At 32.5% G+C, this 12,163-nt stretch carries 18 protein-coding genes; 16 read left to right on the forward strand and 2 right to left on the reverse strand.

The window, feature by feature from the left end:
• Positions 1-101: 101 nt before the first annotated feature.
• The 7 genes from BR77_RS00925 to BR77_RS00945 all read left to right on the forward strand — a co-directional run bounded on the left by BR77_RS00925 (position 102) and on the right by BR77_RS00945 (position 3,555).
• Complete coding sequence (locus BR77_RS00925; RefSeq protein WP_010054162.1) at positions 102-404, forward strand: DUF7649 domain-containing protein; 303 nt, start codon at positions 102-104, stop codon at positions 402-404.
• 218 nt (positions 405-622) lie between these two features.
• Entirely contained in the window at positions 623-1,144 is a 522-nt protein-coding gene (locus tag BR77_RS00930) for a VanZ family protein (RefSeq protein WP_016356504.1), read from the forward strand.
• 49 nt (positions 1,145-1,193) lie between these two features.
• Positions 1,194-1,718: a dihydrofolate reductase family protein gene (locus tag BR77_RS00935; RefSeq protein WP_015076796.1), complete on the forward strand. Its 525-nt coding sequence runs from the start codon at positions 1,194-1,196 to the stop codon at positions 1,716-1,718.
• Positions 1,719-1,817: 99 nt separating this feature from the next.
• The gene (locus BR77_RS00940; protein WP_015076795.1) at positions 1,818-2,543 is read left to right on the forward strand and encodes a YebC/PmpR family DNA-binding transcriptional regulator; all 726 of its coding nucleotides are present in this window, start codon (positions 1,818-1,820) and stop codon (positions 2,541-2,543) included.
• A 78-nt stretch (positions 2,544-2,621) separates the two neighbouring features.
• On the forward strand, positions 2,622-2,783 hold the full coding sequence (locus tag BR77_RS18940) for a hypothetical protein (protein ID WP_015076794.1): 162 nt from the start codon (positions 2,622-2,624) through the stop codon (positions 2,781-2,783).
• A gap of 17 nt (positions 2,784-2,800) precedes the next feature.
• On the forward strand, positions 2,801-2,965 hold the full coding sequence (locus tag BR77_RS18945) for a hypothetical protein (RefSeq protein WP_015076793.1): 165 nt from the start codon (positions 2,801-2,803) through the stop codon (positions 2,963-2,965).
• 35 nt (positions 2,966-3,000) lie between these two features.
• Positions 3,001-3,555, forward strand: coding sequence for a GNAT family N-acetyltransferase (locus BR77_RS00945; protein ID WP_010054170.1), 555 nt, complete (start codon positions 3,001-3,003; stop codon positions 3,553-3,555).
• Positions 3,556-3,598: 43 nt separating this feature from the next.
• Here BR77_RS00945 and BR77_RS00950 read toward each other — a convergent pair whose 3' ends face one another.
• Positions 3,599-4,444, reverse strand: coding sequence for a YitT family protein (locus BR77_RS00950; protein ID WP_010054171.1), 846 nt, complete (start codon positions 4,442-4,444; stop codon positions 3,599-3,601).
• Between the two features lie 276 nt (positions 4,445-4,720).
• The gene (locus BR77_RS00955; RefSeq protein WP_015076792.1) at positions 4,721-5,713 is read right to left on the reverse strand and encodes a YeiH family protein; all 993 of its coding nucleotides are present in this window, start codon (positions 5,711-5,713) and stop codon (positions 4,721-4,723) included.
• Positions 5,714-5,869: 156 nt separating this feature from the next.
• Here BR77_RS00955 and BR77_RS00960 point away from each other — a divergent pair, with 156 nt between their 5' ends.
• The 9 genes from BR77_RS00960 (at position 5,870) to BR77_RS01000 (ending at position 12,067) form a co-directional block, all read left to right on the forward strand.
• Positions 5,870-6,697, forward strand: a complete 828-nt coding sequence (locus tag BR77_RS00960) for a LysR family transcriptional regulator (RefSeq protein ID WP_015076791.1) — start codon at positions 5,870-5,872, stop codon at positions 6,695-6,697.
• A gap of 147 nt (positions 6,698-6,844) precedes the next feature.
• Positions 6,845-7,909, forward strand: a complete 1,065-nt coding sequence (gene comGA, locus BR77_RS00965; protein ID WP_015076790.1) for a competence type IV pilus ATPase ComGA — start codon at positions 6,845-6,847, stop codon at positions 7,907-7,909.
• Positions 7,863-8,930, forward strand: coding sequence for a competence type IV pilus assembly protein ComGB (gene comGB, locus BR77_RS00970; protein ID WP_016356503.1), 1,068 nt, complete (start codon positions 7,863-7,865; stop codon positions 8,928-8,930). Before comGA ends, comGB begins: the two co-directional genes overlap by 47 nt.
• Positions 8,927-9,262 carry a competence type IV pilus major pilin ComGC gene (gene comGC, locus BR77_RS00975; protein ID WP_010054179.1) on the forward strand — a complete coding sequence of 112 codons (336 nt, stop codon included), beginning with the start codon at positions 8,927-8,929 and terminating at the stop codon, positions 9,260-9,262. The genes comGB and comGC overlap by 4 nt, the downstream gene beginning before the upstream one ends.
• Positions 9,259-9,696 carry a competence type IV pilus minor pilin ComGD gene (comGD, locus tag BR77_RS00980; RefSeq protein WP_035063734.1) on the forward strand — a complete coding sequence of 146 codons (438 nt, stop codon included), beginning with the start codon at positions 9,259-9,261 and terminating at the stop codon, positions 9,694-9,696. The genes comGC and comGD overlap by 4 nt, the downstream gene beginning before the upstream one ends.
• Positions 9,680-9,913, forward strand: coding sequence for a hypothetical protein (locus BR77_RS00985; protein ID WP_051120433.1), 234 nt, complete (start codon positions 9,680-9,682; stop codon positions 9,911-9,913). Before comGD ends, BR77_RS00985 begins: the two co-directional genes overlap by 17 nt.
• The gene (gene comGF / locus BR77_RS00990; protein WP_010054182.1) at positions 9,903-10,388 is read left to right on the forward strand and encodes a competence type IV pilus minor pilin ComGF; all 486 of its coding nucleotides are present in this window, start codon (positions 9,903-9,905) and stop codon (positions 10,386-10,388) included. The genes BR77_RS00985 and comGF overlap by 11 nt, the downstream gene beginning before the upstream one ends.
• Positions 10,389-10,769, forward strand: coding sequence for a hypothetical protein (locus BR77_RS00995; RefSeq protein ID WP_015076785.1), 381 nt, complete (start codon positions 10,389-10,391; stop codon positions 10,767-10,769).
• 230 nt (positions 10,770-10,999) lie between these two features.
• Positions 11,000-12,067, forward strand: coding sequence for a M24 family metallopeptidase (locus tag BR77_RS01000; RefSeq protein WP_015076784.1), 1,068 nt, complete (start codon positions 11,000-11,002; stop codon positions 12,065-12,067).
• Positions 12,068-12,163: the final 96 nt, after the last annotated feature.

Genomic DNA, 12,163 nt, shown 5'->3' on the forward strand with positions numbered 1-12,163 from the left:
AAAGTCTGAAGTGAGATTGGTTCTTTTGGCGGTAGGTTAGCGACTTTTATTTCGCTATAATAAAGTTATCAAATAGCTTTTATAGAAAAGAGGAGTAGAAAATGAGTCGTAATTTTAAAGTTTTTTTAGCAATTGAAGGTATTCTGGCATTATCATTTATTCAAGATTTGGTTCGAAATCCAATTTTGGTTACATTACTGATTGGGAGTTTCATTATCATGGCCGTTGCAAATAAAAATAATAATCACGATTTAGGAAAAAAAGCACTTTACCTATGTATTGGTAGCCTATTAGTTGGGTTATTTACATCTGGCGTATTTGCAGCTATGCTAATTGTTGTTTTAATCTGGTGGATTATCTTTGGCTTAGATGAATTAAGCTACCATATCCAAAAAAGAAATTAAATAGTGCTTGGTAGGTAAAAAAGACCTTCATAGGGTCTTTTTATTTTGTCCTTCTGTAGCTATTTTTTAATAAAATGATAAAATTTAAGTTAAAAGGCTGTATTTTTTTTGAAAAAATAGTACGATAGTAGGGCTAGCTCTGATTACTTATGAACTTGAGTGAACTCAATGCGCTTTTTAATAGACTGACTCTTTTGATACAAGAAAGGATTTAAAAAATGAAAATGAAAGCCAGTACCAAAGATAATTTATTTATTGTTTTAGCTATTTTTATGATGGGAGTGCTGTTTTATAGTTCTTCACAACCCTATGGGAAACAATCAGTTACACCTTTATTAGATCAAATTTTGGTTAATCAACCTTTTAAGGAGTTACTAAGTGGTGTGAATTTTCATTATGCTGGAAGTGAAGTTAGCATTGCCGCCCAAGGTTATTCGTCTTTTATTGAATTTTTTATTCGTAAAGGAGCCCACTTTGGTACCTATTTCTTACTAGGTTTGTTTTGGTTTTTAGGATTGAAAAATAAATTAAGTAGTAGTAGTTTAGCCGCTTTAATTGCCTGGCTTTTAGCTGCTGGATATGCTGCTTTTGATGAATTTCACCAAAGTTTTACAGCTGATCGAACACCGCTTTTTCAAGATGTCATTTTAGATAGCGTTGGCGCATTGACAGGGATATTAGTAGCTTTATTATTTATTCAATTATTTACTAAGAAGAAAAGAAAAAAAACTAAACGCTAAATTGTCTAGTTTTCTTTCTAAATATAGGTAGCTGAAAGGAGAAATTAAAATGAATCGAAAAATTATACTTTATATTGCAAGCTCATTAGATGGGTATATTGCTAAGCCTGATGGTGATTTAGATTGGCTTATTAATAGTGAAAACGATGGGGATAATGGTTTGTTTGCGTTTATGGGACAAATTGATACAACGATAATGGGAAGAACAACATATGATGAAGTGCTAGGTTTTGATGTGCCTTTTCCATATGTAGGTTACGAAAATTATGTCTTTACAAACCATCCACCAGTAAATGATGAAAATGGGGTTCATTTTATTAAGGGAGACATTAAAGCGTTTATTTCCACAATTAAAAAAACAGCTGGAAAAGATATCTTTTTAATTGGAGGCAGCCAAATCATTACTGAATTTTTAGCGCTAGATTTAATTGATGAAATTATTTTATCAATTGCTCCTGTTTTAATAGGTAAAGGCATTCCACTTTTTGCTGGTGATTATTTAGAAAAACGCTACAAATTAGACCAAGTTAGACAGTATAAAGAGCTTGTTCAAATTAATTATAAATCCTTGTAACGTGAGGCTAAACTAAAGAGGATTTGCCTTTCGTAGTAAATGTTTGGTAAAATGAATGCGTTACCGTTAAAAAATACACACTGAAATGAGGGGATTTGGATGTCAGGACATTCGAAATGGAGTAATATTCAAGGACGAAAAAATGCACAAGATACCAAAAGAGGTCAAATTTTTCAAAAAATATCAAGAGAAATCTATATGGCTGTTAAGAGTGGTGGACCTGACCCGAGCACCAATCCTCAGCTGCGTATGATGATGGATAAAGCTAAGTCTGCAAATATGCCAAATGATAATGTGAAACGGGCAATTGCGAAGGGTAGTCAAAGTGGTGAAGGTGAAAATTATGAAGAAATCACTTATGAAGGCTATGGTCCTAATGGAATTGCAGTTTTAGTGCACACATTGACAGACAATCGTAATCGGACTGGAACCAATGTCCGAGTAGCGTTTAATAAAAACGGGGGATCACTGGGAGAAACAGGTTCAGTTAGTTATATGTTTGATCGAAAAGGCTATCTGGCAATCGAGCGTCGTGATTTGGCAGTTGATGAAGATACAATGTTAATGAATGTTTTAGAAGCTGGTGGCGAAGATATGGAGACTAGTGATGAAGTCTTTGAAATTTATACAGAACCAAGTGATTTTATTTCTGTGCGAGATGCTTTAGAAGCCAGTGGATATAAGTTAGCTCAAGCTGAAATTACAATGGTGCCTCAAACTACAAATGAATTGCCAGCTGATAAAAGAGCCTTATTTCAAACGATGCTTGATAAATTGGAAGAGGATGATGACGTATCAGAAGTATTTCATAATGCTGAAATGTAAAAAGAAAATAAACTGATTTAGACTTTTTCTTATTTGGAGACAAGAAAGGGACTTGCAGGAAAGTTGGAGGGGTTAAAATTGAAAAAAGGTGTATTAGTTTATTCAGGAACTCCAATGATGGGAAGAAGTGTTATTCGTTCTTCAGCAGTTGGATTGTTTGATGTAGGAAATCCACAAAAATATGTTGAAAAAATGAAGGCAGTCATTCAAGAAAAAAAATTGATTGGTCGTTTAAGTTAGATGAAACAGAATCTGATTTGGAAGAATTATTAAAAGAACAGACCGATTTAATTGTGTTATTACCAGGACTTGAAAGAAAATTTAGTCACGGCAATTTTCCTGTAGAAAAATATATTCAATTAAATTCGTTGGATTTCCATAGCTATAATCTTGCACCAGTTCTTGCTTTTATGGAAAAATAAAAGAAGAGAATTGGGATACAGGGGGATATCAAATCATGATTAGAGTAGGAAGGAAAGCTGACGTTTACGAGGTTGTACCTTTAATAGTAGAAATGATTGTCGAAGCTGAGCTGAGTATTTTAGCCACAATGAGTTCTGAGGAATTAACTCAACTATTACAACTTGGCTTCCAACTTGAAGATTATCGATACAGTTATAAGAATGCAATTGTTCTAACGAATAATCTTGATGAGACCGTGGGTGTTGCTTTTGGTTATCCTGGAGAATTGGGACCTATTATAGATCAACCCTTCACTCCAATTCTAGTGAGTCATGGTTTTAGTGAAGAGTTTGTTTTTTTCCCAGACCGAGAAACATTTCAAGAAGAATGGTATCTAGATATTATGATTATTAAAGCCAATCAGCGTGGAAAAGGCTATGGGAAAGAATTATTACAAGCTATTTTAAATTCAAAAAAAGGAACGATTGGGTTAAATTGTGCTCAAAATAACCCTCAGCTTCTTCAGTTTTATGCTTCTTTCAATTTCAAAACAGTAGGATCATTAGTGATTGGTGGACATAGATACAATCATATGCAAGTAGAAGTGTAATCAAATAAAAAAGCAAGTTGAGATCGGTCTCAACTTGCTTTTTTTATTCACTTGTTACTTGTTTAGTAAAACCTTCTCCAACTACACGTTGAACATCATTAATAATAAAGAAAGCTTTTGGATCATATTTATTTACAATCTTAGTCAAATGAAGTAACTGTTGCCGATTGACTACTGTGTACAAAATTTTACGATCTTGTTTTAAGTAATAGCCTTGACCATGAAAAATAGTAATACCACGTTCCAATTCTTTATCAATATCACGGGCAATCAGCTCATATTGGTCAGAAATAATAGTAACGGATTTCTTAGGATTAAAGCCTTCCAAAAGAAAATCAAGAACTTTTGTAGAAACGTATAAAGATAGGACTGTAAAGAGCATGTTTTCTAATCCGATAATAAAAACAGAAGGAATAACAACAATTAGGTCGAAGAATAATAAAGCATAACTTGTATTCCAGCCTAAATATTTATTTGCCAATTTTGCTAAAATGGCACTACCAGCAGTTGTTCCACCACCAAGCATAATTAATCCCATTCCACAACCCATCATCGCTCCAGCTGCTAAAGCTGCAACAATCGTTTCATCAGCAGAAAATCCCCAGCCGGTTGTTAAACGTAAAAATATAGAAGTTAAGGCAACGGCGAAAATAGTTAAAAATATCGTAGCTTTATCAAGGTATTTGTAGCCTATAATCAATAAAACACTGTTAAACATTAGATTTGTTAAAGCAGGTGACCAAGTAAATAAATAATACAGCATCATCGTTATTCCGGTAACGCCGCCTTCTCCGAGCTCATTTGGGATTGCAAACATATTGACTGCAAGTGAAAAAATAAAAGCTCCCACAACAATTTTCAAATAATTAAAAATCGTCTTTTTGTCCATCTTAGCACCACTCCTTTTGGTTATAGATAGATTATTTTCAATTTGGTTTAGTTTTGTTCGTTTACAAATCAATTAATTTCAACGGAATAAATTGCAAAAAATAAGACACTGCTTGCTCCATTACTGGGCATTCAGAGTCTTTTATGAAAAAAGAACGAAAACAAAATGTAATCCGATTGATAAACAATCTCTTATGACAAACTAAATTTCTTTTCTACCTAGAAAAATATATCATAAAAGGAGTCGATAGGCAACTGAATTTATATGCGAAGCTCTTTAATGAAAGAAAATAGAAATTAAGGTTACCGCAATTAAAATTTGGCTTACTCCAATTCCCAATCCATAAAGAGCAAAGCGGCTACCTTGTTTAATTAGATCAGCTAAATTCAAACGTAAACCAATACCTGCTAATGCAATAATTTCAAACCAACCACTAGTGTCATGCATAACGTTTTGCAAAAATTCTGGGATAAAACCTAAACTTCCAATCAAACAAATGATGAAGAAACCAATCACATACCATGGAATTTTAACCGATTTTTTTCCTGTTGCTTGTTTGTTAGCTGTTTCATTTGTTTTGTAACGACCAAATAAATAGACAATAACAACTAACATGAGAATTCGCATAATTTTGAAAATCATAGCTGTTGTTAATACCTGACTATTTACCATGCTCCCACTTGCAACAACTTGACCAACAGATTGTAATATCCCACCAATCAGAGCAGAGGTTTTCAGATGCTCATAATTGTAAAAGAAATAACTCAATACAGGTAGCAGTAACATCAAAAGAGTTCCCGTTAAATTAACAATTGTAATAACTAGTCCAACCTCTTCTTCATCGGCATCTAAAACAGGAGCTGTAGCCGCGACTGCTGATGATCCACAAACAGCATTTCCACTTGCCATAAGCAGCGTAATGTTTTCAGAAAATTTTAACTTTCGACCAATAAAGATAGCACATAAAATGGTTCCAGTCATTTGTAAAATAATAAATAAAAATCCGCTAATGCCTAAAACAGAAATTGTTTGAAAAGTAATCGTTCCACCTAACAAGACAACAGAATACTCCAATAATGTACTTTCTGAAAACTTGGTTCCACGACTATATCTTTCATGTTTAAGAAATGTATTTCCAAGAAAAATACCTAAAAAAATTGAAAGTGTTGCTGCCCCTAAAGTGGGGAGAAAAATAGCTAAAATTTTACTTAAAACTGCTACTCCAACACAAATAATGACACCGGGTAAAAATTGCTTTATTTTGTTCATATGATGCTTTCCTTCTTTCTTGAAATCTACTAATTTTATTATTTTTTACCTTTTTAAAATTAATTTATATATTTAGTATACACTCTATGTTATCATTATTAAAATACGAAAAACTGATGAATTCGATTAGTAAATATAATAGAAAGAGGTTGGAACATGCTTAGATTAATTGAGACATTTAAAGTAGTTTATGAAGAAATGAATTTTACACTTGCCGCAGAGAAACTATTTATTGCACAGCCAACTGTTTCAATGCATATTCAAAAATTAGAGGAAGAATTATCTACGACATTATTTATTCGAGATGGGCGAAAAAAAGTAATCCCTACTCAAAGTGCAGATATACTTTACATTCAGGGGAAAGCAATGTTAACCCTTTGGCAAGAAACCCACGAAAAAATTCAACAAGTACACGGTCAAATTAGACATACATGTAAAATTGGAGCATCAAATACAATTGCTGTTTATGTATTGCCATTGATTTTAAAAGAATTAAAACAGGATTTCCCAATGATTGATTTTGAAATTTATATGAGTAATTCTGATGAAGTTTTAAAGAATGTAAGAAATATGAAATGGGATTTTGGTTTAATTGAAACAACCTTGAACTCTGGTGAGTTAGAACGAATTCAAGTTTTACAAGACGAGTTAGTTTTAGCTGGAAAAACGGAAGAGGACTTTTGGTTATTGAGAGAATCCGGATCTGGAACCCAACATTATACGCATGACTATTTAATGGAGTTTAATATATTGACACCTAAAAAAATGCTAGTTGAAAGTAACGAAATGATTGTTAAACTGTTAGAAAAAGGCATTGGTAAAAGTATTATTTCTAAACGAGCAGTTGGAAATATACCGTATCAAAGTCTGCCTAGCCACTATCAACGCTCCTTTTATTTAATTAGAAAGAAAGATGAAATTGAGTGGCAACGAGCAGTAAGTAATCAGTTCATTACAAGGTTAAAAGAATTAAAAATAGACTGATGAAGAGAAGCTAACGAGCATTTAATTGTTCTTAGCTTTTTTATTTGGTCTTATTTAAATGATTGCCTTTTTGGATCAGAAAATAAAAAATAATAAATGGTTTTTACATATAGTATAGCTGAGAGGGACGTGGAAAGGAGTTCGAGAATGAAAATTGAGCAAAATGTAATCCAGTTAATGGGAGAAGCAGAAAAGCGGGGTGTGAATGATATTCATCTGCTACCTAGAGAAAATAAGTATCAGATTTATTTTAGAGTTAGTGGTCATTTAGTGGAACACTCAGTTGTTTCTCTTAAGAAAGGGGCTCAATTAATTGCTTATTTAAAATTCCTTTCAAATATGGATGTTGGGGAAAAGCGGTTCCCACAAAGTGGCGCAAAAAATATGCTGATAAATGGAAGCAACAAATCTGTACGCTTCTCAACAATTACTGACTTTCTTCATCAAGAATCTCTAGTTATTCGTTTTTTAAATCAAACGCAAAAGCGCAAACTAGTTCAAACCTGTTATTTTCCTAATCAAGTTACAGTGTTAAAGCAGTTAATTGAGGTGAAAAGTGGATTGATTTTATTTTCTGGTCCGGTTGGGTCAGGAAAAACAACCACGATGTTCCAATTAATTAAAGAATTTGTAGGTAAAGAAAATTGTCAGGTTTTTACAATTGAAGATCCTGTAGAAATTCAAGAAACATTATTTCTCCAAACCCAAGTTAATCCAAAAGCTGGTATTGGTTACGATTTACTTATAAAAGCTAGTTTGCGACATCATCCAGACATCATTGTTGTCGGAGAAATTAGAGATCAAGAAACAGCTAAAATGGTCATTCGAGCTGCACTAACAGGTCATTTAATTGTTAGTAGCATTCATGCTAAAAATGGAGAGGGTGTGGTTAAACGACTACTTGAATTAGGTGTATCAGCTCAACAAATTAAACAAAGTTTAATAGGTGTTATTTCTCAAAAACTAGTTCCACAATATTGTCCGTTTTGTCAGGGTGAATGCCATCTTTACTGTAGTTTTTTAGCAGTATATGCTAAACGGTCAGTCATTTATGAAACGTTAACAGGGCGAGAATTAGAAGGTTTAATGGAAGGTGGAGATGCTCAGATAAATTTAGAAAAACAAACAAAATCTTTTAATTATTATTTAAGGAAGGCGTATAGTTATGGGTTTATTACGAAAAAAAGTTATCGACAATACAAAATCCAATAAAAAGATTAAAGAAACACAGCAATCTTTTTTTTTAACAAAATTAGCCGTATTAGTTGCAGAAGGTTTTTCTTTAAAGGAAAGTTTACTCTTTCTAAAAATTATGCTTCCAAAGCAAGCAGTATGGTTAAATCAAGCATTAAATCAATTAGAAGAAGGTCAAGAATTTTTTCAAGTACTCAATCAGCTAGGATTTTCTGAACGAATTTCAAGTCAAGTGTATTTAGCGCAAATTCATGGTCAATTTAGCCAAGTTTTAGCTGATAGTGGTGCTTTTTTAGAAGCAAATGGGAAACGTAAAAAGAAATTAAAACAACTCTTGCAGTATCCAATGTTACTTGTTATCTTCATGTTTGGTATTTTATTTGGTATTCGTTTGTTACTACTGCCACACTTTAACGACTTAGTTCAACAAAATGGTTCATTTACGTCACTTGTTAGTGGAATAGCAATTGGTTTGATTTATTATTTTCCCTATGTATTTATGGGCTTACTTTTTAGTCTTTTAATCATAAAAATTAGTTTAACTAACTATTTCAAAAAACAAACAGCAATAGCTAAATTGAATTTTATTGTGGCGCTACCTTTCTTTGGAAATTTAATTAAACTATATTATACGTATTATTTTAGCTATGAATGGGCTCAATTAGTTAAAAGTGGCTATTCTATGTTGCGGATTATTGAAGTAATGAAAGCCAAAGAAACAACAAAAATAATGCAAGAAGTAGCTAATGAAATGGAAAAAGGAATGAAAAACGGGATAGGATTACATGTCGTTATGAAGCAATTGCCTTTTTTGAAAACTGAATTAGGAGCAATTATATTCCATGGTGAACTCACCAGTCAGTTAGCTAGCGAACTAAATTTGTACGGTCAAATTTGTCAAAATGAATTTGTTCAGAAAATCGAAAAATTTATGGGATGGATTCAACCACTCGTTTTTATTCTAGTCGCATTCTTTATTTTATGTATCTATTTAGCTTTATTATTGCCAATGTTTACTATGATGGAGGGGATTTTATGAAAAATAAAAGAGTAAGTCATAAAAAATGGAAATTAAACAATAAGGGCTTTACATTAGTAGAAATGATTTTAGTTTTATTTGTTATTTCTGTATTGTTAATCTTAGTCATTCCAAATGTTGTTCAGCAAAAAAAGAAAATTGATAACCAAGGTACCGAAGCTTTAATGACTGTGATAGAAACTCAAATTGAACTTTTTTTATTGGAAAAAGAGCCAGGAATAGAGGTCAGTTTTGCGGCATTAAAAGCGGATAATTATTTAAAACAAAAACAAATTGATAATGCGATTAACAAAGGGTTAGCGATTGAAAATAACCAGGTTGTCCAGCGATGATCAATGCTCGAGGATTTACTTTAATTGAAACGATTTTAATCTTAAGTATCATCATGGTTTTATTTGGATTACCAACCGTGATTGCCAATAAAACATACGAAAAAGTACAAAAAATGTTGTTTTTTGAGGCTTTTCAAAGCCATTTACTTGCTACGCAAAATTATGCATTGTTAGCAAATAAAAAAACGAGTCTGACTATATTTAAATCGGGTACGGTTCGGTATCAAGTGCTTTCTGAAGCAAAAGGTGTAGTCAATCAAGAATTGACTATTCCGAAAAGCTTAACAGTTGATAAAAATAATTCGATTCGTTACGCTGCTAAAACTGGACGTCCTTCATCCTTTAAAACGATTAAATTTAAAAGTTTAGATAAAAGCTATACGTTTAAATTCCAGATGGGAAGTGGACGCTATATTTTTGAAGAAAACGAGTAAAGAGTCTGGTTATTTAGTGTTAGAAGGGCTCGTGGCATTTGTTTTAATTTTATCTACTATTTCTCTATATTTTCCACTGCTGACAACTATCCTGCAACGACTTCAGATTGAAAAAGTTAATGTTGAAAAAAACAGGAGAAGATATGAACAAATTCAATTAGGTAGTGACGAAGTAAGCGAGATTCAATTGAAAGGAATTGAATGGGATGAAGAATAATTTGAAAATCGTTCATTCTTCAACTAAAAATAATTTTATAGCGGGTTTTACTTTGTTAGAAGCTTTAGTGGCTACCTTTATTTTGTTTATTTGTGTCTCAATTCTTTCTTTAAGTCTTCAAAATTATCAACGAATTAGAGAAGTAACATTTAAAGATCGCCAGTTAGAATGGCATTTATTTTTAAATCAATTTGAAGAAGAAGTGAAAAATACTAGTCTAGTAAAAATAGAAGTAGAAAAAGTTGTTTTCAACAGAGATAACAGTCCTGAAAAAGACCAGTTTTTTTATGAAAAATATCGCAATATGCTGAGAAAACGCACGAATAAAGGGGCTGGCGGTCATCAACCTGTATTAATGAAACTTGAAACAATAAAGTTCAAAAAATTAAATGATTTTTTGGAAATCAAGGTAACTTTTACCAATCAAGAAAGCTACGAAGCACTTGTAAAAGTTAACTATATGGGGGATAGCTAAATGAATCAAAAAGGTGCTATTTTACCAACTGTAATTATGTTTGTTGCATTATTATTGTTGCTTGCGCTGGGAACAATTACGATTTATCAGGGACAGATGCGCCAATTAATGATACTTAATCAGCATTATGAAGCGAAGAGTCTGATGCTGATCGCTAAAAAGCAACTAGAAATAAAAAGAGGTGCAATAAAAAGGGAAGTTAAGGCGATGAAATTGGAATATTCTACTGGAGATGTAACAATTAAACAAGGACAAGTAGGGGAATTTCAGTTTTTTGTTAAACTACAAAATGACTATATATTGGAAGACGTTTTTACTTTGTCGGATCTTCCGCTAAAAGTAGATACATCTGAGATGAATAGCGAAATTATTTCTCCATGAAATAAAGTTAGGAAAATGAAAGAAACACAGTATATCCAAAAACTGTGTTCCTACATATAGAAATTTGAATGTGTACGGCAATCAACTATTTAAGCATAGCAAAAGAAATGAAACAGAAGGCAATATTCATTGTAATCAGACGTATTTCACGATATAATAAAATGAATTGTGCAAATTTTCGCAGTAGAAATGATTTTGACTAAATACTTATTTTAGGAGGAACTAAAAATATGAGCCGGATTGAAAAATTACGTAAAGGTATGCAACAAAGAGGGTTAGATGCCTTATTGGTAACAAGTCCTTATAATCTTCGCTATGTTTCCAACTTTACTGGAACAACTGGTCTAAGTGTTATTACGCTAACAAATGCTTTTTTTGTAACAGATTTTAGATATACTGAGCAAGTTGCTGAACAAGCTAAAGGGTTCACAGTTGTTCAAAATCATGGTCCTATTTATGATGAGGTTGTCAAAATTGTAACGGAACAAAAAATTGAAGCTCTAGGCTTTGAACAAGATTTTGTGACCTTTAGCATTTTTGATATGTTAGAAGAAATTATTCCTGGAACAACTGATTTAGTTCCAGTATCAGGTTTAATCGAAGGGTTAAGAGAAGTAAAAGAACCAGAAGAAATTGAAACAATCAAAAAAGCTTGTCAAATATCGGATGCAGCTTTTGACTATATATTAGGTGTAATTAAACCAGGTATGTCAGAAATTGAAGTAGCTAATTTGCTTGATTTCCATATGCGTAGTTTAGGTGCAACGGGTGTTTCATTTGATACAATTGTTGCTAGTGGCTTACGTTCAGCAATGCCTCATGGAGTTGCAAGTCAAAAGTTAATTGAAAAAGGCGATTTTGTAACACTTGATTTTGGCTGTTACTACAACGGCTATGTTTCAGATATGACTCGGACATTTGCAGTCGGAGAGCCGATAGCTAAGCTTAAAGAAATTTACCAAGTAACACTTGAAGCTCAATTGCGTGTTATTGATGCAGCTAAGCCTGGAATATCAGGAATTGAATTAGATGCTGTTGCTCGTGATTATATTGCTTCTAAGGGTTATGGTGAAGCCTTTGGACATTCAACTGGTCATGGGATTGGATTAGAGATTCATGAAGGTCCAAATGTATCAAAATTAGCAGAAAAAGCCTTCGTTCCAGGAAATGTTATTACTGATGAACCAGGTATCTATTTACCAGGTATTGGTGGAGTACGGATTGAAGATGATTTATTAATTACTGTTGGTGGCAATGAGATTTTGGTTCATTCACCTAAAGAATTAATTATTCTATAATAAATGGTTTAGACCATATCGTTATTGGAAAGATTAAATTTATATGTGAGAATGCTGAAAAAATTGGATGGAATAACAATTTTATAGTAAGAATGC

Origin of the sequence: Carnobacterium maltaromaticum DSM 20342 (assembly GCF_000744945.1) — a bacterium.
GTDB classification, from domain to species: Bacteria; Bacillota; Bacilli; order Lactobacillales; family Carnobacteriaceae; genus Carnobacterium; species Carnobacterium maltaromaticum.

What these genes read in the sequence shown, in the direction of transcription:
- BR77_RS00960 (WP_015076791.1), top strand. Translation starts at nt 5,870, where the DNA reads ATGCTTAGATTAATTGAGACATTTAAAGTAGTTTATGAAGAAATGAAT.
- BR77_RS00940 (WP_015076795.1), top strand. Translation starts at nt 1,818, where the DNA reads ATGTCAGGACATTCGAAATGGAGTAATATTCAAGGACGAAAAAATGCA.
- BR77_RS01000 (WP_015076784.1), top strand. Translation starts at nt 11,000, where the DNA reads ATGAGCCGGATTGAAAAATTACGTAAAGGTATGCAACAAAGAGGGTTA.
- BR77_RS00925 (WP_010054162.1), top strand. Translation starts at nt 102, where the DNA reads ATGAGTCGTAATTTTAAAGTTTTTTTAGCAATTGAAGGTATTCTGGCA.
- BR77_RS00955 (WP_015076792.1), bottom strand. Translation starts at nt 5,713, where the DNA reads ATGAACAAAATAAAGCAATTTTTACCCGGTGTCATTATTTGTGTTGGA.
- BR77_RS00950 (WP_010054171.1), bottom strand. Translation starts at nt 4,444, where the DNA reads ATGGACAAAAAGACGATTTTTAATTATTTGAAAATTGTTGTGGGAGCT.
- comGF (WP_010054182.1), top strand. Translation starts at nt 9,903, where the DNA reads ATGAAGAATAATTTGAAAATCGTTCATTCTTCAACTAAAAATAATTTT.
- BR77_RS00935 (WP_015076796.1), top strand. Translation starts at nt 1,194, where the DNA reads ATGAATCGAAAAATTATACTTTATATTGCAAGCTCATTAGATGGGTAT.
- BR77_RS00995 (WP_015076785.1), top strand. Translation starts at nt 10,389, where the DNA reads ATGAATCAAAAAGGTGCTATTTTACCAACTGTAATTATGTTTGTTGCA.
- BR77_RS00945 (WP_010054170.1), top strand. Translation starts at nt 3,001, where the DNA reads ATGATTAGAGTAGGAAGGAAAGCTGACGTTTACGAGGTTGTACCTTTA.
- comGC (WP_010054179.1), top strand. Translation starts at nt 8,927, where the DNA reads ATGAAAAATAAAAGAGTAAGTCATAAAAAATGGAAATTAAACAATAAG.
- comGA (WP_015076790.1), top strand. Translation starts at nt 6,845, where the DNA reads ATGAAAATTGAGCAAAATGTAATCCAGTTAATGGGAGAAGCAGAAAAG.
- comGB (WP_016356503.1), top strand. Translation starts at nt 7,863, where the DNA reads ATGGGTTTATTACGAAAAAAAGTTATCGACAATACAAAATCCAATAAA.
- comGD (WP_035063734.1), top strand. Translation starts at nt 9,259, where the DNA reads ATGATCAATGCTCGAGGATTTACTTTAATTGAAACGATTTTAATCTTA.
- BR77_RS00930 (WP_016356504.1), top strand. Translation starts at nt 623, where the DNA reads ATGAAAATGAAAGCCAGTACCAAAGATAATTTATTTATTGTTTTAGCT.